Consider the following 18,219-nt stretch of genomic DNA (forward strand, 5'->3'; position numbering starts at 1 on the left):
ATCGGCCTTATGTACCTCGACGGTACCTGGAGACGAACGTGCGATACCTCAAGCAATTGGCCGCCGGTGTGCTGGCCAGCTCCCTCAGCCTGGCGGCCGCCGCGCAAACCCTGGTGGTTGGCGACCAGAGCTTCAATGCCCGCGCCGTGATGGAAGCGGCCGGCGTGCTCGACGACCTGCCCTATACCCTGGAATGGAAGCAGTTCACCGCCGGCTCGCCGGTGGCCGAGGCGCTGAACGTGGGCAGCCTGGACATCGGCCTGCTGGGCGATGCGCCGCCGTTGTTCCTCGGTGCGCTGGGTGCGCCGATCAAGGTGATTGCGGTCAGCCGGCAGAACCTGGAGGGCGTGGCCATCCTGGCACGCAAGGACTCGAACATTCACCGCCTCGAAGACCTGCGTGGCAAACGTGCGGCGATCTGGAAGGGTTCCTGGAGCCAGCAGCTGTTGTTCAGCGCGCTGGACAAGGCTGCGGTGCCGCGTGACGCCCTGGAGCTGCGCTACCTCAGCGCCCTGGATGCGTCGCATGCCCTGGATGGTGGTTCGGTGGACGTGATCGCCACCTGGGAACCCTATGTCACCCAGCAGGAGCGCCAAGGCGCCCGGGTGCTGGCCACGGCCGAAGGGCTGATCCCGGCACAGAGTTTCGTGGTGGCCAATGCCAAGGCGGTGGAGGCCAAGCGGGCGCAGATCAGTGATTTTCTCCAGCGCCTGAAGAAGGCCCGTGACTGGACCCTGAGCGACCCCGCCCACACCGAGGCGTATGCCGATGCCTGGGCCAGGCGCACCCGTGCCGACCGCGACATTGCCCGGGCCTGGTTTGCCAGGGCGCGTACCGATGTGGCGGCGCTGAACCCGCAGGTGATCGTGGAGGCGCAGAAGACCGTGGACTTCTTTGCCGGGCTGGGGCTGATCAAGGCCTACCCGGCGGCCAGCCTTTTCGATACCTCGTTCGCGGCGGCGTTCGAGCATTGATTACGCCTGTACCGGCCCTTTCGCGGGCATGCCCGCTCCCACAGGGACTGCATGGTTTTCAAGACCTGTGAGGTACCTGTGGGAGCGGGCGTGCCCGCGAAGAGGCCGGTACTGGCAACATCTTTACTGAGGATTTCCCATGACCCGCAAGATCAAGCTTGGCGCCCTGACCATGGGCTGCGGCGGCCCTGGCCGGCACAACCTGTGGCTCGACCCGGAGCTGCCTGCCGACGCCAGCGTCAACATCGACTGGTACATCGACATCGCCCGCCAGGCCGAGGCGGCGTTGTTCGACCTGATGTTCATCGTCGACAGCCAGTACATCACCCCCGGCTCGCCGTCCCATTACCTCAACCGCCTGGAGCCGCTGACCCTGCTTTCGGCGCTGGCGGTAAGCACACGCCACATCGGCCTGGTCGGCACCCTGACCACTTCCTACAACGAACCCTTCAACGTTGCCCGCCGCCTCGCCTCGCTGGACCTGATCAGCAAGGGCCGCGCCGGCTGGAACGTGGTCACCAGTGGCGACGCCGGCACCGCCGGCAACTATGGCCGTGACGAGCACTACGACTACGACACCCGCTATGCCCGCGCCCAGGAGCACGTCGCCGTGGTGCAGGGCCTGTGGCGCTCCTATGAAGACGGCGCCTTCCCGCGCAACCGGGCTACCGGGCAGTTCCTCGACCCCAGCCGGATGCATGCCCTGAACCACAAGGGCGAGCACTTCTCGGTGGTGGGGCCGTTGAACATCCAGCGCTCGCCACAGGGCCAGCCGGTCATCTTCCAGGCCGGCGATTCGCAGCAGGGGCGTGACCTTGGGGCCGCCACGGCGGATGTGATCTTCACCCACGCCGCCAGCATCGAGCAGGGCCAGGCGTTCTACCGTGATGTGAAGGGCCGCGCCGCGCGACTGGGGCGTGACCCCGAGCAGTTGCTGGTATTGCCCGGGGCCGAGATCTATGTCGGCGACACCGACGAACACGCCCGTGAAATCGAGCGCCATTACCACCAGCAGGACCACAGCTTCGAGCTGGCGCTCAAGGAGTTCGGGCGCAACTTCGGCTGGCACGACTTCAGCCAGTACGACCTCGATGCGCCATTCCCGCAAGAAAGCCTGGAGCACGCGCGCAGCAGCTTCTTCACCAACGCCAGGCGCATTGCCGACCAGGCACGGGAGCAGGGCTTGAGCTTGCGCCAGGCGGTGGAGTTCGGCCGCCAGTTGCGGCCGGGGGCCTTCGTCGGTTCGCCGGCAACGGTAGCGGCCAGAATGGCCGAGTGGTTCGAGGCGCGGGCGCTGGATGGTTTCAACATCTATATCGGCCACCCCGGGCAGTTCCGCCGCTTTACCGAGCAAGTGGTGCCGCTGCTGCAGGAACGCGGGGTATACCGCACCGCCTACGAGGGCACCACCCTGCGTGAAAGCCTGGGCCTGGCCATTCAGTGAATGCTCGAGGCCAGTTCGAAGATCGGCATGTACATCAGGATCACGATCAGGCCGATCAGCAGGCCGATGAAGGTCATCAGCAGTGGTTCGAACAGCTTGACGAACCATTCCACCCAGCGGCCGATTTCCTGGTCATGGAAGTCGGCGCAGCGCTCCAGCATCTCGCCCAGGTTGCCGGACTGCTCGCCGGCCCGCAGCAGGCGCAGCGATACCGGCGTGACCAATTGCCCGGACTCCAGCGCGTCGGACAGCGGCAACCCTTCGCCGACCCGCTGGCTGGCGTGCTCCAGGCCCTGGGCCGCCGCGCTGCCGAGCAGGCCGCGGGCCATGCCCATGGCGGTGAGGATGGGGATACCGCCTTGCAGCAGGATGCCCAACGAGCGGTAGAAGCGCGCCAGTTCGTACATCATCAGGCGTTGGTGCAGTGCCGGCAGGCGCCGCAGCTGGCAGGCTGCCCAGCGCCGCACCCGTGGCTGGCGGCGCAGCAGCCACAGCGCCATGACCACGCCGAGGGTGCCCAACGCCAGTGGCAGTTGCTGGGCATGCAGGAACAGGCCGATCTGCATCAGCAGCCGAGACAGCCAGGGCAACTCGGTGCCCATGCCCTCGAATACCTGGCTGAAACGCGGCACCACGTAGCCAAGCAGGAACAGCACCACGCCACCACCCACCAGCAATAGCAGCAACGGGTACACCGAGGCGCCCACCAGCTTCTGCCGTACCAGGTCCAGGCGCTGGCGGTAGCTGATGTAGCGGGCGAGGGCGTCGCCCAGCGCGCCGGTACGCTCGCTGGATTGCACCAGCGCCACGTACAGCGGCGGGAATACCCGTGGCTGCTGGCCCAGGGCCTGAGACAGCGAGCGGCCTTCGTACAGTTGGCGGACCAGTTCGGCGAGCACTTTGCGCGTTGCCGCTGCAGGGGCCTTTTCCGCCAGGCTCTCCAGCGCGTCGATCAGCGGCAGGCCGGCGTTGAGCAGGGTTGAAAGTTCCTGGCTGAACAGCACCAGGTCAAAGCTTGCTTCGCGGCGCCAGGCCATGCCGCGCAAGGCGCCGCCGTGGCCGCGCAGGCTGAGCACGCGCAGGCCCTGGTCCTCGGCCTGGCGGCGGGCCTGGTCGGCGTCCTCGGCGTCGATCTGCAACTGCACCACACCCTGCCTGCCCAGGGCCTTGAGGCTGTAGCGCATGGCGGTTCTCCCTACTGCCAACTGGTGATTTCGGCGTTTTCCCCGTCGCCACCGGGCTGGCCGTCCTTGCCCATCGACAGCAGGTCGTACTCGCCGCCGTTCTCGCCAGGTTGCCGGTAGATGTAAGGGCGGCCCCACGGGTCTTGCGGCACGGCCTTCTGCAGGTACGGGCCGGTCCAGCGCGCTTCGCCACTGGGGGCGATCACCAGGGCCTGGAGGCCTTGCTCACTGCTGGGGTAGTGGCCGACTTCGAGGCGGTACAGGTCCAGGGCCTTGCTCAGCCCCTCTATCTGCGCCCGCGCCACCTTGGCCTCGGAGCGGCCTAGCTGGCTGAAGTACTTGGGCGCGACGATACCGGCCAACAGGCCGAGCACCACCAGCACCACCAGGAGTTCAAGCAGGGTGAAGCCACGTTGAGGGTTGGTTCTGCGCTGCATGGTGAAGCCCTCCGCTGCATGGGGACAAGCTTTTGCAGGCTCCATGCAACAGCCGTGCACGCCTGCGCTGGCGCCTTGCACCATGCGGTATGCAAAGCGGCACAGTGCTTGCGTCGTGGTCATCGACCTCGGGTTTTCCGGGGTATATCCCCCAAATTTGGGGGGTACCACGAAGAGGCGACCGACATGCGTGGACTCATTCTCGGTTTGATCTGGCTGGTGGCAGGTGCTGCCCAGGCCGATGTGTACATTTCCATCGACGCCAAAGGCAGCTACATACTGACCAACGTCCATCGACCCGGGCGCCTCTATGAAACGGTGATCAGCGAGCCGAAGGCCCAGGCCGGCCCGGCCAACGCGCAGCTCATCACCGGCCGCCCCTACGCCAAGCTGGTCGCCGCCGCGGCGCGTACCCACGACGTCCCCCCGGCGTTGCTGCATGCGGTGATCAAGGCCGAGTCCGGCTACAACCCCAAGGCCCGTTCACCGGCGGGCGCCGTGGGGCTGATGCAACTGATGCCGGATACCGCCCGCGAGATGGGCGTGGAAAACCGCCTGGACCCGGAAGACAACGTGCAGGGCGGGGCCCGCTACCTCAAGCGCATGCTCAACTTGTTCGACAATGACATCACCCTGGCCGTGGCGGCCTACAACGCCGGCCCCGAAGCTGTGCTGCGCCGTGGTGCGGTACCGCCGTTTGCCGAGACCCGGCGCTATGTACCGAATGTGCTGCGGGAGTACCGCCGGTTGCAGGGGTTGACGGGTGATTAGCCTCTGTAGCCCCTTTCAAAGCTGGCGCGACCCCTGTGGGAGCGGCTTTAGCCGCGAAGAATCCAACGCGGTGCATGGCACCGGCTGCGCCGGTGTTCGCGGCTAAAGCCGCTCCCACAGGGACCGTGTGAGCATCTGGATTTTTGCAAGGCAGGTGCGTTCAGTACGGGAAACAAAACAATACCCTTCGGCGGATGCCACCAAGCTGACCCGATGGTTTCCCCAACTCTGGGCTATAACCTTCTGAAGGTGCCCAGTTGTGGAGTCCGCCATGGACATCGCCCCTCGTTCCGACGCTATTGAAGTACCCGCCGGTAACGAACTGGCCACCCCACGCAAGCCGTTCAACCTGCTGCGCTGGTACGCCTGGGTCAGCCTGGCGATCATCCTCTCGGTAGCGGTCGGGCTGGGGTTGATTTCCAGCCGTTTCATCATCGACGAGAGCATCGAGCGCGATGCCTTGCTCACCGCGCAATTCATTACCTCCATCGCCGATGCCGAAGTGCGCCATGTGTCGATCCCCAATGTGCGCACCATGGGTGAACTGCTCGACCCGCGCATCGACCGCGCCAACCTGCTCGATGTCGACCCGGACGCCCGGCGCAGGGCGCGTGGCGAGTTCCTCGACCACATCGCCCACCTGCCCGACATGCTGCTGGCCAACATCTATGCCCCGGACCGTACGGTGATCTGGTCCAGCAACCCGGCGCTGGTCGGCAAGCTGATCGAAGGCGACCAGGATCTGGAGAAGGCCTTCGAATACAAGATGCGAGTCTCGGCCAGCTACCACAACTTCGAACAGGCCCGCGCCGAGCAGAAGTTCGTCATCCCACCCGAGCAGTTGTTCATCGAGAACTACATTCCGCTGTTCGATGCCGATGGCGAGCAGGTCACGGCGATGGTCGAGATCTACAAGGAGCCCCATGACCTGATCGTGCGCATCGAGCATGGCCTGATCCTGATCTGGCTGGCGATCACCGTCGGTGCCGGGCTGGTCTACGTCGGCCTGTACGGCATCATGCACCGCGCCGCGCGACTGCTGTCGGTGCAGCAGAAACGGCTGATCAGCAACGAAACCTACGTGGCACTGGGCGAGGTGTCCTCGGCGGTAGCCCACAGCCTGCGCAACCCGCTGGCCAGCATCCGTTCCAGTGCCGAGCTGGCCCAGGCGTTCGACGACGGCCCGGCGCAGCGCAATGTCAACGACATCATCAGCCAGGTCGACCGCATGTCGCAGTGGATCCGCCAGATGTTGCAGTCATTGCGCCCGCTCAACGATGAGGCAGTGGCGGTGGATTTGCCGCTGGCATTGCAGGAAAGCCTGCAGACCTACGCGGTGCTGCTGGCGCGTGGCGGCGTGAGCGTGGACCTGCAACCGTTACCGGCGGTGCAGGTGCTGGGGCACCCGGTGTTACTGCGGCAGATTTTCAGTAGCCTGATCGCCAACGCCCTGGAGTCGATGGAGCAGGGTGGGCGGTTGCGTGTCGAGGTGGTGCGCCATGACCGGCGTAACTTGACCCTGCGCCTGTCCGACAACGGCAAAGGCATGAACGAAGAGCAGCAGCGCATGGCCTTCCGGCCTTTCTTCACCACCAAGCAGGGTGGGTTGGGCGTGGGCCTGGTGTTGGTCAAACGCATCATGGAACGCTTTGGTGGCAGCGTCCGGCTCAGCAGCAGTGAAGGCCATGGCACCCGGGTTTCGTTGAGTTTCCGGCTGATGGAATTCTCATGATTTACATTGATAAATATTCGTATCTTCTTGTTTATAAAGGACTTATGTTTTTGGGGTGAAAATCCCCAAATGTGGGGGATCATCCTCCATGCGAATCTAGGAAAATTCATTAACCTATTGATTATAAACAACTAATCAAATCAGTCGGGTGGCTGGCTGGGTTCTTGCAACGTGACAGGCGGAGCGCAACACACGACAAATGGCAGCTGCGGCTGCACGGGTGGAGTGCTATCAATTGGCTACTGTTCGTCGCCTTGATGCATTTCTGAACGGACGCCCTGCGCGGGAAGCACGCGATGCAGATGCTGGATAATGAAGTGCCAGGCAAGGCCAGTACTACCGCCAGCGGTGTGGCCGTGCCATTGCGCGAGTTCAACCTGCTGCGCTGGTTCTCGGTCATCAGCCTGCTGATCATCGCCTCGGTGGCAGGCGGGCTGGGGTATGTGTCGACGCGTTTCGTGGTGCGCGACAGCGTCGAGCGCGATGCCATGCTCACCGCCCAGTTCATCCAGGCCATGGCCCAGGCCGAAGTGCGCCATTCGCAGTTGCCGCCGGGCACCACCATGGGCGAGTTGCTTGACCCGCGCCTGGACCAGCAGCACCTGCAGTTCACCCCGGACCTGGCTGAATCTACCCGGGTCGAGTTCCTCGACCATGTCGAGCACCTGCCGGACACCTTGCTGGCCAATGTCTATGCACGCGACCGCACCATCGTCTGGTCGACCAACCGGGAGCTGATCGGCAAGCGCATCGAGGCCGATGGCGACCTCGACCGCGCCTTCCGCTCGCGCAAGGCGGTGTCGGCCAGCTACCACCAGGCCGACGATGACCGCGAAGAGCAGAAGTTCCAGCGTGAGCCGCGTTACCTGTTCATCGAGAACTACATCCCGCTGTTCGACAGCCAGGGCGAGCAGGTGCTGGCGATGGTGGAGATCTACAAGGAGCCGCAAGACCTGGTGCGGCGCATCCAGCGCGGCTACGTGCTGATCTGGGCCTCGACCCTGGTGGGCGGGGCGCTGGTCTACTTCGGCCTGTTCTGGATCGTGCGCCGCGCGGCGCAGCTGCTGCACCTGCAGCAGGATCGGCTGGTGGCCAGTGAAACCTATGTGGCCCTGGGCGAGATGTCGTCGGCGGTGGCGCATAGCTTGCGCAACCCGCTGGCCAACATCCGCTCCAGCGCAGAACTGGCCCAGGAAATCGCCAACCCCGCAGCGCAGAAGAACATCACCGACATCATCAGCCAGGTCGACCGCATGTCGCGCTGGGTGCGTGACTTGCTGGTGTCGCTGCGCCCGACCAGTGACGACGCCGAGGCCGTGGACCTGGTGACGGCCATCGAGGACACCCACCTGGCCTTCGCCCAGCAGATCGAACGCAACGGCGTGCGCTTCTGCTACGAAGGCCCCGGGGCACAATGGGTGGCCAGCCAGCCGCTACAGCTTACGCAAATTCTCAACACCCTGTTCTCCAATGCCCTGGAAGCCATGCCTGAAGGCGGCATGCTGCGTGCCCAGGTCAATGTGCAGGATGGGCAGCGTGCCGAGTTCGTCCTCAGCGATACCGGCAAGGGCATGAGCCAACAGCAGGAACGGATGGTGTTCAAGCCGTTCTACACCACCAAGCAGGGCGGCCTCGGCGTAGGCCTGGCCTTGGTCAAACGCATCATGGAACGTTTTGGCGGCTCGGTCAGCTTGAGCAGCCGCGAAGAGGAAGGAACCCGCGTCAGCCTCACATTCAATATCGCAGCGGGAGGGGACCATGGAGCACAGCATCCTGGTAGTCGAGGATGATGAAATTCTCGCCGACAACATTCGCACCTACCTCAGCCTCAAGGGCTTCGAGGTCACCGTGTGCCACAGCGCGGAACTGGCGCTGGAGCAGATCAAGCGGGGCCAGCCCGATGCGGTGCTGACCGACAACTCGCTGCCGGGCATGAGCGGGCACGACCTGCTGCGTACCTTGGTGGCGCAGGTGCCGGACCTGAAAGTGATCATGATGACCGGCTACGGCAATGTCGAAGATGCCGTGCAGGCAATGAAGGAGGGCGCCTTCCATTACCTGACCAAGCCGGTGGTGCTGGCCGAGCTCAAGCTGACCCTGGACAAGGCGCTGGCTGCCGAGCGCATGGAACGCACGTTGTCGTTCTACCAGGAGCGCGAGGCGCAGAAGTCCGGGTTGCAGGCGTTGATCGGCGAATCACCGACGATGCTCACCCTCAAGCACACCCTGCGCCAGGTACTGGATGCCGAGCGGCGCATGGCCAGCGACGACTTGCCACCGGTGCTGATCGAAGGCGAGACCGGTACCGGCAAGGAGCTGGTGGCCCGCGCCCTGCATTTCGATGGTTCGCGCAGCAAGGGGCCGTTCATCGAGTTCAACTGTGCCTCGATCCCGGCCAACCTGCTGGAGGCCGAGCTGTTCGGCCACGAGAAGGGCGCCTTCACCGATGCCAAGGAGCGCCGGGTGGGCCTGGTGGAGGCTGCCGATGGCGGCACCTTGTTCCTCGACGAGATTGGCGAGATGGACCTGGTGCTGCAGGCCAAGCTGCTCAAGTTGCTGGAAGACCGCAGTATCCGCCGGATTGGCGCGGTGAAGGAGCGCAAGGTCGACCTGCGGGTGATCAGCGCTACCAACTGCAACCTGGAGCAGATGGTGCAGCAGGGCAAGTTCCGCCGCGACTTGTTCTTCCGCCTGCGCATCATCGCCCTGAAGGTACCGCGCCTGTATGCCCGCGGGCAGGACGTGTTGCTGCTGGCGCGGCATTTCCTGGCCCATCATGGCCGGCGTTATGGCAAGCCGAACCTGCGCTTTTCCGCCGAGGCGGAAAACCTGATGCTCGGTTACAGCTGGCCAGGCAATGTGCGCGAACTGCGCAACATGCTGGAGCAGACCGTGCTGCTGGCACCGAACGAGGTGGTGCAGGCGCATCAGCTCAACCTGTGCATGACCCTGATCGACGAGCCGCTGGTGCAACAGGCGGCGCCTGCGGTGTTCGAAATGCCTCGGCACGAACCCGAGCCCGGCACCAGCCTGCCGGATATGGAGCGCGACCTGGTGTGCAAGACCTTGGACCGCACGGACTGGAACGTGACCAAGTCGGCGCGCATGCTCGGGCTGTCGCGGGACATGCTGCGTTACCGGATCGAGAAACTGGGGCTGACCAGGCCGGACAAGCGCCAGTGGTGAGGCCCCCGTGGGAGCGACATTTGTAGGAGCGGCCTTGTGTCGCGAAAGGGCCGCAACGCGGCCCCGGGATTGATGCGCAACAGTTGAAATTGCTGGGGCTGCTTTGCAGCCCTTTCGCGACACAAGGCCGCTCCTACAGGGATTGCGGCAACTTTTAGAATTTGAGCGCATTGATCAACGCTGATTATCGGCTGCTCCCTGCCGCTCGGTACCTTCCGAACCACTGCCATCCATCCCCGGCAAATCCCGGTTGTCATTCTGTTCAGCGGGCGGGCTGTCCGGGTCGTTGCCTTTTATGCGTGGGTCGGTGTCCCGCGGCATGGGCTTTTCGATCGGGTTGAGGGTGCTGTCCGCGCCCGGCTTGGGCGCCGGGTTGTGCGGGTCGTCGGGATAGGTGGGGCCGGTGCCGGCAGCTATGGCCAATGGCGCGGCGAGCAGGGCAATCAGCAGGATGCTTGAGCGGGGCATGGCAGGCTCCTTTGCTTCGGGTAGGGCTGATACTTCCGTTCGGCCCTACCCGAAGCTTCAAGGTGCCATTACCCCGATCAACGGTTACACCACCAGCGACAGCAACATGATGAAGATGATGCCGACGATCGACAGGATGGTCTCCATCATGCTCCAGGTCTTGAAGGTTTCCGCCACGGTCATGTTGAAGTACTGCTTCACCAGCCAGAAACCGGCGTCGTTGACATGGGACAGGATCAACGAGCCGGCGCCGGTGGCCAGCACCAGCAGCTCACGGTTGACCCCAGGCACCAGGTCGATCACCGGTGCGACGATGCCCGCGCCGGTGATGGTGGCGACCGTCGCGGAACCGGTGGCGATGCGGATTACCGCCGCTACCAGCCAGGCCAGCATGATCGGCGAAATCTCCGCCTGCACGGCCATCTGCCCGATCACGTTGCCCACGCCGGTGTCTACCAGCATCTGCTTGAAGCCGCCACCGGCGCCCACGATCAGCACGATCGCCGCGGTCGGTGCCAGGCTCTGGTCGAGCATCTTCATGATCTGCTGGCGGTTGAAGCCACGGGCCGAGCCGAAGGTGTAGAAGGCCAGCAGCAGGGCAGCGAGCAGGGCGGTGATGGGGTGGCCGATCAGGTCCATCCACTGGCGCACGATGTGCTCGGCTGGCAGCACCACGTCGGCGAAGGTCTTCAGCAGCATCAGCACCACCGGCAGCAGCACGGTGACCAGGGTGATGGTGAAGCTCGGCAGGTTGCCCTGGTCGGACTCCTTGGCGATCTGGTCCATCAGCTCCTGGGACGGGGTGCCCGGGATGTAGCGGGAAATGAAGTTACCGAACAGCGGACCGGCGATGATGGCGGTAGGCAGCGCCACGATCAGGCCATAGAAGATGGTCTTGCCGATGTCGGCATGGAAGATGCCGATCGCCAGCAGCGGGCCCGGGTGCGGGGGCACCAGGCCGTGCACCACCGACAGGCCGGCCAGCAGCGGAATGCCGATCTTGATCAGCGACACGCCGGAGCGCCGGGCGACGATGAACACCAGCGGAATCAGCAGCACGAAGCCGATTTCGAAGAACAGCGGAATGCCCACCAGGAAGGCGGCGAACATCATCGCCCAGTGCACGTTCTTCTTGCCGAAGGCACGGATGAGGGTTTGCGCGATCTGGTCGGCCCCCCCGGAGTCGGCCATCAGCTTGCCAAGCATGGTGCCCAGGGCAAGCACGATGCCGACGAAGCCCAGCACGCCGCCAAAACCGTCCTGGAACGATTTCATGACCTTGGCCACCGGCATGCCGGAGGTCAGGCCAAGGAAGCCGGCCGCGATGGTCAGGGCGACGAAGGGGTGGACTTTGAAGTGGGTGATCAGCAGGATCAGCCCGACGATGGTAACCAGCGCGTCGAGCAGCAGGAAGGTATCAGTAGCCAGTCCGAACATGGTTTGAAGGCCTCGGTCTTATCGTTGTTTTGGCGTAGCTTTTTTTGCAACTTTGCTTGCGCTTATGGGGCAGGGTAGCGCTGTCTTGGGTGAGCCGGAAAAGCCGCCAGGGTCAGGCGGTTTGTGCCAGGCCCGGCTCACCGCGGCCCTTTAGCCAGCTGTCCACCGCTTCGGCAAGCGCTTCGATGGGCTGGGTGGCGTCAAGCGCGATAGTCAGGGGTTCGCCGTGTGGCGCCTCGAGGGCAGCGAACTGGCTGTCGATGAGGCTCGCCGGCATGAAATGCCCGGGGCGGGCCAGCACGCGTTTTTCCGCCTCGGCGGGTGACAGTTCGAGGAACACGAACACCAGCCCGGGCATGGCATCGCGCAGGGAGTCGCGATAGCGGCGCTTGAGGGCCGAACAGGTCAGGATCGGACGTTCCCCGGCCTGGGTCGTGGCTTGCAGTTCCTGACCGAGACGCACCAGCCAGCCGGCACGGTCGCTGTCGTCCAGGGGGATGCCAGCGCTCATCTTGCGGATGTTTTCGGCAGGGTGGAAAGCGTCGCCTTCGATCAGGCGGCCGCCGCTTCGGGCGGCGATGGCAGCGCCGATGCAGCTTTTGCCGCAACCGGCCACGCCCATCACCACGATGGCGGACAGGGGAGAATTCATCAGTACCTCCTGCGGGTGAGATAGCGCTGTCTCGTCGTCGACGAACAGCCACCTCCCCGGTGTTATTGATCTTGTCCTTACGCAGTATGGACGCTTGGTGGCGAGCGCGCGGTGGCTGCTACCAAAGATTACATTGCCTGCGTCCTGAGACAGCGCTACCTTAGTGGCCGTTCCCTTTCCTTGCAAGTAGTAAAATTACAACATCCATGTCCCGCACCGGCTCCCGCACCACAGGTCGTCCCACCCTGGCAGAAGTTGCCAGGCTTTCCGGGGTTTCCCCGATTACCGCCTCGCGCGCCCTGCGTGGGGTCAGCACGGTTGCGCCGGAGCTGGTGGAAAAGGTCGTTGCTGCCGCAGCGAGCCTTGGCTACGTGGCCAACCCGGCGGCCCGTGCCCTGGCGTCGGCGCGCAGCCAGTCGGTGGTGGTGTTGATCCCGTCGCTGTCCAACCAGCTGTTCATCGATACGCTGGAAGCCATTCATGAGGTCATGCGCCCGCGCGGGCTCGAGGTGCTGATCGGCAACTATCACTACGATCTTGCCGAAGAAGAGAACCTGATCCGCAACTACCTGGCCTACCAGCCCTGCGGCATGCTGCTGACCGGTTTCGAGCGCAGCGAGGCATCGCGGCAGATGCTGGCGGCCAGTGGTGTGCCCTGTGTGCACATGATGGAACTGAATGGCGAGGCCGGGGCGTTGTCGGTCGGTTTCTCGCAGCAGCAGGCCGGGCGCGCCGCGGCCCGCCACCTGATCGAGCGCGGGCGCAAGCGCCTGGCGTTCATTGCCGCGCAGCTCGACCCGCGGGTGATGCAGCGTGCCGAAGGGTTCCGCCAGGCATTGGCCGAGGCCGGCTTGCAGGCGGCCGAGCTGGAAGTGCTGGCGCCGGAGCCTTCTTCCATTGCCCTGGGCAGCGCGTTGTTCAGCCAGCTGCTGCAACAGGCGCCAGATGTTGACGGTATCTTCTTCTGCAACGACGACCTGGCCCAGGGCGCGGTGCTGCAGGCATTGCGCCAAGGGGTGGAGGTGCCGCGGCAGGTGGCGATGGTCGGTTTCAACGACCTGCCGGCTTCGGCGCACATGGTGCCGCGGCTGACCTCGATTCGCACGCCTCGGGCCGCCGTGGGGCGCGGTGCTGCGCAGGCGTTGCTGGCGTTGCTCGATGGCAAGCGGGTGCCGAATGCGCAGCAGGACCTGGGCTTCGAGTTGATGGTGCGGGAGAGTTCCTGAGCCCGGGCGCTTGCCCATCCTGGTCAAGAAGCGCGCTTCGTACTATGAATGCATTAATTACAAGGTGATAGCACTGTGCTTGCATGGCGCTAACGGCGATCTATGCTCAGGACACCGCGCATACAGGAGCCCGGCGTCATGTTCGATTTCCACCGCAAGTCCGATCTGGTCGAGATCCAGCGCAGTCATGAGGCCTTGGCCAGCTTGCAGGCCAAGCTGGCGGCGATCAGCCGCTCCATGGCAATGATCGAGTTCACCCCCGACGGCACGATCCTCGATGCCAATGAGCGCTTCTGCCAGGCCATGGGCTACAGCGCCGAGGAGTTGCGCGGCAAGCACCACCGGCTGTTCTGCGACCCTGGCTACGCGAAAAGCGCCGAATACCAGCAACTGTGGCGTGAACTGGGGCAGGGCAAGGCCATCAGCGGTACCTTCGAGCGCATCGACAAGGCCGGCCGCGAAGTCTGGCTGGAAGCCAGCTACATGCCGGTACTGGACGAGCAGCTCCAGGTCACCAGCGTGATCAAGGTGGCTTCCGACATCAGCCAGCGGGTGATGGAGGAGCACGAGAGCGAAAGCCTGCTCAAGGCCATCAGCCGCTCCATGGCGGTGATCGAATTCACCCCGCAAGGCCGGGTGATCAAGGCCAACCAGAACTTCCTCGACACCATGGGCTATCGCCTGGACGAGGTGGTCGGTCGCCATCACGGGCTGTTCTGCCTGGCGCATGAGCGCGAATCGGCCGAGTACCGCGAGTTCTGGGCATCGCTCAACCGCGGCGAGTACCACTCGCACCGTTTCGAGCGTGTCGACAAACATGGCCAGACGGTCTACCTGGAGGCCTCCTACAACCCGATCTTCGACAGCAAGGGCCGCTTGTACAAGGTAGTGAAGTTCGCCAGCGACATCACCCGCCAGGTCAGCACCCAGCAAAGCGCGGCCGATGCTGCCCATGCCAGTTCGGTACAGACCGATGCCTGCGCGCGCAAGGGCACCGAGGTGGTACAGCAGGCGGTACAGGTGATCGAGCAGATTTCCCATGAACTCAACGACGCGGCACGCAGTATCGATGCGGTGAGCAAGCAGTCGGATGTAATCGGGCAGATAGTGCTGACCATCCGTGGCATTGCCGACCAGACCAACCTGTTGGCTTTGAACGCAGCCATCGAGGCGGCCCGCGCCGGCGAGCACGGGCGCGGTTTTGCCGTGGTGGCCGACGAGGTGCGCAGCCTGGCGGCGCGAACCAGCAAGGCCACCGTGGAAATCGTCGACGTGGTGCGGCAGAACCACGACCTGTCGCTGTTGGCCGTGGCCAGCATGCAGTCAAGCCTGAAACGCACCGATCATGGCGTGGCGCTGGCCAATGAGGCCGGCACGGTGATCATGGAAATCCAGCAGGGTTCACGGCACGTGGTAAACGCCATCAGCCAGATCAGTTCGACGCTGCAATTGCATTGAGCGCATCGCCCAACTCGTCCAGCAGGGTCTCCAGGCTGGCCTGCAATTGCAGGCGCAGGTCAACCGTTGGCAGGCCTTGGCCGTGGGCCTGTTCGATGGCTTCGCAATCGTGGACCAGTGTGCGTACCTTGAGCATCTTCGCCCCGCCCTTGATCCGGTGAGCCAGGGCGCGCACAGCCTCGCCGGGGGCATCGGCTGCCAGTGCGCGCAAGGTCGCAAGGTCTTCGCTGACGCTTTGTGCCAGCTGTTCCAGCAGATTCCGCGTCAGCTGTTCGTCGTCCTGGGTCAGGTGCCGCAGTTCGCCAAGGTTGAACCCGCTGTCGCGGCGCGCTGGCGGCTGTTGCCGGGGGTGAGCGTGGGGCAGGTGGGCCTTGAGCGTACGCAGGCCAATGGGTTTGAACAGGCATTCGTCCATGCCGCTGGCCAGGCAGCGGGTACGCTCCTCGGCCTGGGCGTTGGCGGTGACGCCGAGAATGCGGCATGCCGCCAGGCCGCGTTCGCCCTCGAGGCTGCGGATGCGGCGGGTCAGTTCGTGGCCGTCCATGACCGGCATGCTGCAGTCGGTGATCACCAGGTCGAAGCGCGCTGCCTGCCAGCGTGCCAGCGCGATTTCCCCGTTCTCCGCCAGCGTCACCCGATGCCCCAGGGTATGCAGCTGCCGCTCCAGCAGCAGCAGGTTGGCGGGGTAGTCGTCGACCACCAGTATGTTCAGCGGGCCGCTGCTGCTTTCCAGCTCCGGGGCGTGCTGTTCGACCTGTACCGGTGCTGCGCACGCGGGCAGCCGCACGCAGACCTGCACCTTGGTACCTACGCCTTCGACGCTCTGCAGGTTCAAGGTGCCGCCCATCAACTCGGCCAGGGTGCGGCTGATGACCAGCCCCAGGCCGGCACCCTGGCGTGCCCGGGGGCCGTCGGCCTGGACGAAGGCATTGAACAGCCGGGCCTGGTCGGCTGGGCCGATGCCGATACCGGTGTCTCGCACATTCAGTTCCACTGCCAGGCTGTCATTGTTGGCGGGCGAGAGCAGCAGGCTGGCCTGGACTTCGCCGCGGTCGGTGAACTTGATGGCGTTGCTGATCAGGTTGGACAAGACCTGTTTGAGGCGCAGCGGATCAGCCAGTACCCAGGCCGGCGCAGCGGGCAGCTCGCTGTGCAAGTGCAGGCCTTTGGCCCGTGCATTGCCTTCGAACACCCGTACGGTGGCGCGTACCAGTTCGACCAGGTTGGTGGGCACCGGCTGCAGGGTGATGTGCCCGGATTCGATGCGGGAAATGTCGAGAATATCGCCAATCAGCTCAAGCAGGCCGATGGCCGAATCGTGGGCGGTCTGCAAGGTCTGGGTGTCGCAACGGCCGCCGCGGCTGTCTTCCAGGGCCAACTCCAGCAGGCCGATCACGGCATTCATCGGGGTACGGATTTCATGGCTCATGGTGGCCAGGAAGGTGCTTTTGGTCTGGCTGGCCTGTTCGGCGTCGTCCTTGGCCTGGCGCAGTTGCTCGAGCAGGCCGCGGCTGAGCGCCAGCTGCGCTTGCAGTGCATGCTGGGCCTCGGTGCGCTGGTTGATCAGTTTGCGCAGGTAGCTGTTCCAGAACACCACCCCGGCCAGCAGCAAGGCCGACAGCACCAGCACCTGCAAGGCCAGGGTGCGGTAGTCGCGCCAAGGGCTGTCACTCACCAGGGTGGTGGTGCGCCAGCGGTTGATCAACTGGTCCAGCTCTTCGGGTGGAATGCTCAGCAGCGCCTTGTCGAGGATTGCCTGCAGCTGCGGCTGGTCGGCGGCCACGGCGAAGGCGGCGATGGCCGGGTCGTCGTCGAGCACGCTGGCAATGCGCAGGCGGTCCTTGAACACATGGCTGATGTAGTAGGCGGCATTGATATGGCTGCTCAAGGCAACGTCGGCGGCACCGTTGGCCACGGCTTCCATCAGGCCGAGCGGGTTGTCCACTTCGACCATCCTGGCCTGCGGGTAGCGTTGTTGCAGCACGGCCCGTTGCGGCGAGCCGCGCACCAGGGCGATGCGCTGGCCATCCAGCGCCATGGCCTGCGCCGGTAATGCATTGTCGCCACGGGTGACCAGCACCCGCGGGCTGACCAGGTAGGGGCGGGTATAGCGCAGTTGTTTCGAACGGTCCGCGCTATAGCCCAATGCGCCGATCATCTGCGCATCACCGCGCGCCAGGCGCTCGACCATTGCCTGCGCCGACGGGCTTTCGACCGGCTTGAAATGCAGCCCTGTGCGCAGCGAGATCTGCTTGAGCAGGTCGAGGGTAATGCCGCTGGGGCGGTGCTGGGCGTCATTGAAGGTCAGTGGTGCCAGCGATGTGTTGACCAGCACGCTGATGCTGGGGTTGGCGGCGATCCAGGCTTCTTCTTCGGCGGTCAGGGCGGTGAGGTGGCGTTGCAGCAGCAGGCTGGTGTTGCCACTGCTCCAGCGGCGCAGGATGTTCAGGCGTTCGCTTTCGCTGATGCGCGCCAGCGCCTTGTCGACCAACTGGCGCAGACGCGGGTTGTCATTGGCCAGGGCAAAGGCAAACGCCCCGGGGGCAACCTGGCAGAAGTGGTCGATCTTCAGTGTGCCCTGGTAACTCTTGCCAATCGCGAAGTCGGTACTGATGGCATCGCCCAGGTAGGCGTCGGCCTCGCCCAGTTCGACGGCGGCCAGCCCGGCCAGGGTCGAGCGATACAGGCTCAGTTGCGCCTTGGGGTACAGGCTGCGGACGCTGCTGGCCGGCAGGTAATGATCGACCATGGCCAGGCGCAGGCCGGCGAGGTCGGGGGTGCTCTTCAAGCTGTGCCCCTCGCGGGTGACGATGACCGGCAGGTCGTCGGCGTAGCTCGCACTGAGGCTGAGCTGGGCATCCGCTGCCTCGAAGGCGTTGGAGCTGCCCAGCAGGTCGATACGGCCGTCGCGTAGCGCAGCGATGGCTTCGTGGCGGCTGTCGTAGCGTCGTACTTCGATGGTGGTGCCCAGCTGTTCAGCGATGATGCCAGCGTAATCGGCGCTGAGGCCTTCATAGTCGCGCTGGCTGACATTGATTTCCAGCGGTGGGTAGTCGGGCCGCGAGCTGCCAAGCACCAGGTGCTGGCGTTGCTGGAGCCATTGCCGCTCTTCGCTGGACAGCGCCAGCGGGGCGGCGGCGCTGACCGAGCGTGCCAGCAACTGGCGGGGTTCGCTGTTGGCCAGCAGCGCGCCGGAACTGGCCAGGCCGATGACCAGAAGGGCGCTTGCCAGCAGGCGCTTCATTGCCAC

Annotated in this window: 13 protein-coding genes and 2 pseudogenes; 9 read left to right on the top strand and 6 right to left on the bottom strand. The window is 64.6% G+C overall.

Annotation, left to right across the window (positions count from 1 at the left end; genetic code table 11):
* Positions 1-38 precede the first annotated feature (38 nt).
* Together CAG44_RS15895 and CAG44_RS15900 are read left to right on the top strand one after the other, a co-directional pair.
* Complete coding sequence (locus CAG44_RS15895; RefSeq protein WP_025339320.1) at positions 39-974, top strand: ABC transporter substrate-binding protein; 936 nt, start codon at positions 39-41, stop codon at positions 972-974.
* Positions 975-1,113: 139 nt separating this feature from the next.
* Positions 1,114-2,418: an LLM class flavin-dependent oxidoreductase gene (locus CAG44_RS15900; RefSeq protein WP_085692495.1), complete on the top strand. Its 1,305-nt coding sequence runs from the start codon at positions 1,114-1,116 to the stop codon at positions 2,416-2,418.
* Here the strand turns inward: CAG44_RS15900 and CAG44_RS15905 are convergent.
* Both CAG44_RS15905 and gspG read right to left on the bottom strand, forming a co-directional pair.
* A complete protein-coding gene (locus CAG44_RS15905; protein WP_085692496.1) occupies positions 2,412-3,602 on the bottom strand; it encodes a type II secretion system F family protein in 1,191 nt (396 codons plus the stop codon). The genes CAG44_RS15900 and CAG44_RS15905 overlap by 7 nt on opposite strands.
* A gap of 11 nt (positions 3,603-3,613) precedes the next feature.
* Complete coding sequence (gspG, locus tag CAG44_RS15910; RefSeq protein ID WP_085588532.1) at positions 3,614-4,039, bottom strand: type II secretion system major pseudopilin GspG; 426 nt, start codon at positions 4,037-4,039, stop codon at positions 3,614-3,616.
* Positions 4,040-4,225: 186 nt separating this feature from the next.
* On the opposite strand from gspG, the gene CAG44_RS15915 reads away from it, so the two are divergent.
* The 4 genes from CAG44_RS15915 to CAG44_RS15930 all read left to right on the top strand — a co-directional run bounded on the left by CAG44_RS15915 (position 4,226) and on the right by CAG44_RS15930 (position 9,728).
* Positions 4,226-4,810: a lytic transglycosylase domain-containing protein gene (locus tag CAG44_RS15915; protein ID WP_023662492.1), complete on the top strand. Its 585-nt coding sequence runs from the start codon at positions 4,226-4,228 to the stop codon at positions 4,808-4,810.
* A 271-nt stretch (positions 4,811-5,081) separates the two neighbouring features.
* Entirely contained in the window at positions 5,082-6,542 is a 1,461-nt protein-coding gene (locus CAG44_RS15920; RefSeq protein ID WP_085588534.1) for a HAMP domain-containing sensor histidine kinase, read from the top strand.
* 296 nt (positions 6,543-6,838) lie between these two features.
* Positions 6,839-8,332, top strand: coding sequence for a HAMP domain-containing sensor histidine kinase (locus CAG44_RS15925; RefSeq protein WP_085588536.1), 1,494 nt, complete (start codon positions 6,839-6,841; stop codon positions 8,330-8,332).
* Positions 8,301-9,728, top strand: a complete 1,428-nt coding sequence (locus CAG44_RS15930; protein WP_025339314.1) for a sigma-54 dependent transcriptional regulator — start codon at positions 8,301-8,303, stop codon at positions 9,726-9,728. Before CAG44_RS15925 ends, CAG44_RS15930 begins: the two co-directional genes overlap by 32 nt.
* 174 nt (positions 9,729-9,902) lie before the next feature.
* Here CAG44_RS15930 and CAG44_RS15935 read toward each other — a convergent pair whose 3' ends face one another.
* The 3 genes from CAG44_RS15935 to CAG44_RS15945 form a co-directional block, all read right to left on the bottom strand.
* Positions 9,903-10,196, bottom strand: coding sequence for a hypothetical protein (locus tag CAG44_RS15935; protein ID WP_085692497.1), 294 nt, complete (start codon positions 10,194-10,196; stop codon positions 9,903-9,905).
* An 84-nt stretch (positions 10,197-10,280) separates the two neighbouring features.
* Positions 10,281-11,633, bottom strand: coding sequence for a GntP family permease (locus tag CAG44_RS15940; RefSeq protein ID WP_015270532.1), 1,353 nt, complete (start codon positions 11,631-11,633; stop codon positions 10,281-10,283).
* A 112-nt stretch (positions 11,634-11,745) separates the two neighbouring features.
* Complete coding sequence (locus tag CAG44_RS15945) at positions 11,746-12,285, bottom strand: gluconokinase (protein ID WP_085664749.1); 540 nt, start codon at positions 12,283-12,285, stop codon at positions 11,746-11,748.
* A 206-nt stretch (positions 12,286-12,491) separates the two neighbouring features.
* Here CAG44_RS15945 and CAG44_RS15950 point away from each other — a divergent pair, with 206 nt between their 5' ends.
* From CAG44_RS15950 to CAG44_RS29325, 3 genes and pseudogenes are all read left to right on the top strand, one after another.
* On the top strand, positions 12,492-13,511 hold the full coding sequence (locus CAG44_RS15950; protein ID WP_025339312.1) for a LacI family DNA-binding transcriptional regulator: 1,020 nt from the start codon (positions 12,492-12,494) through the stop codon (positions 13,509-13,511).
* Positions 13,512-13,748: 237 nt separating this feature from the next.
* Positions 13,749-14,432: pseudogene (locus CAG44_RS29320) on the top strand (PAS domain-containing protein); the annotation flags it as partial.
* Between the two features lie 111 nt (positions 14,433-14,543).
* A pseudogene (locus CAG44_RS29325) lies at positions 14,544-14,969 on the top strand (methyl-accepting chemotaxis protein); the annotation flags it as partial.
* Here the strand turns inward: CAG44_RS29325 and CAG44_RS15960 are convergent.
* A complete protein-coding gene (locus CAG44_RS15960; RefSeq protein ID WP_085692499.1) occupies positions 14,944-18,213 on the bottom strand; it encodes a transporter substrate-binding domain-containing protein in 3,270 nt (1,089 codons plus the stop codon). The pseudogene CAG44_RS29325 and the gene CAG44_RS15960 overlap by 26 nt on opposite strands.
* Between the last annotated feature and the right edge of the window lie 6 nt (positions 18,214-18,219).

It is taken from the genome of Pseudomonas sp. B13(2017), assembly GCF_002113245.1.
Lineage (GTDB): Bacteria > Pseudomonadota > Gammaproteobacteria > Pseudomonadales > Pseudomonadaceae > Aquipseudomonas > Aquipseudomonas putida_Z.

Bases quoted from the DNA above. Each gene is read 5' to 3' on its own strand.
- CAG44_RS15900 (WP_085692495.1), top strand. From the start codon at position 1,114: ATGACCCGCAAGATCAAGCTTGGCGCCCTGACCATGGGCTGCGGCGGC.
- CAG44_RS15905 (WP_085692496.1), bottom strand. From the start codon at position 3,602: ATGCGCTACAGCCTCAAGGCCCTGGGCAGGCAGGGTGTGGTGCAGTTG.
- gspG (WP_085588532.1), bottom strand. From the start codon at position 4,039: ATGCAGCGCAGAACCAACCCTCAACGTGGCTTCACCCTGCTTGAACTC.
- CAG44_RS15915 (WP_023662492.1), top strand. From the start codon at position 4,226: ATGCGTGGACTCATTCTCGGTTTGATCTGGCTGGTGGCAGGTGCTGCC.
- CAG44_RS15920 (WP_085588534.1), top strand. From the start codon at position 5,082: ATGGACATCGCCCCTCGTTCCGACGCTATTGAAGTACCCGCCGGTAAC.
- CAG44_RS15925 (WP_085588536.1), top strand. From the start codon at position 6,839: ATGCAGATGCTGGATAATGAAGTGCCAGGCAAGGCCAGTACTACCGCC.
- CAG44_RS15930 (WP_025339314.1), top strand. From the start codon at position 8,301: ATGGAGCACAGCATCCTGGTAGTCGAGGATGATGAAATTCTCGCCGAC.
- CAG44_RS15935 (WP_085692497.1), bottom strand. From the start codon at position 10,196: ATGCCCCGCTCAAGCATCCTGCTGATTGCCCTGCTCGCCGCGCCATTG.
- CAG44_RS15940 (WP_015270532.1), bottom strand. From the start codon at position 11,633: ATGTTCGGACTGGCTACTGATACCTTCCTGCTGCTCGACGCGCTGGTT.
- CAG44_RS15945 (WP_085664749.1), bottom strand. From the start codon at position 12,285: ATGAATTCTCCCCTGTCCGCCATCGTGGTGATGGGCGTGGCCGGTTGC.
- CAG44_RS15950 (WP_025339312.1), top strand. From the start codon at position 12,492: ATGTCCCGCACCGGCTCCCGCACCACAGGTCGTCCCACCCTGGCAGAA.
- CAG44_RS15960 (WP_085692499.1), bottom strand. From the start codon at position 18,213: ATGAAGCGCCTGCTGGCAAGCGCCCTTCTGGTCATCGGCCTGGCCAGT.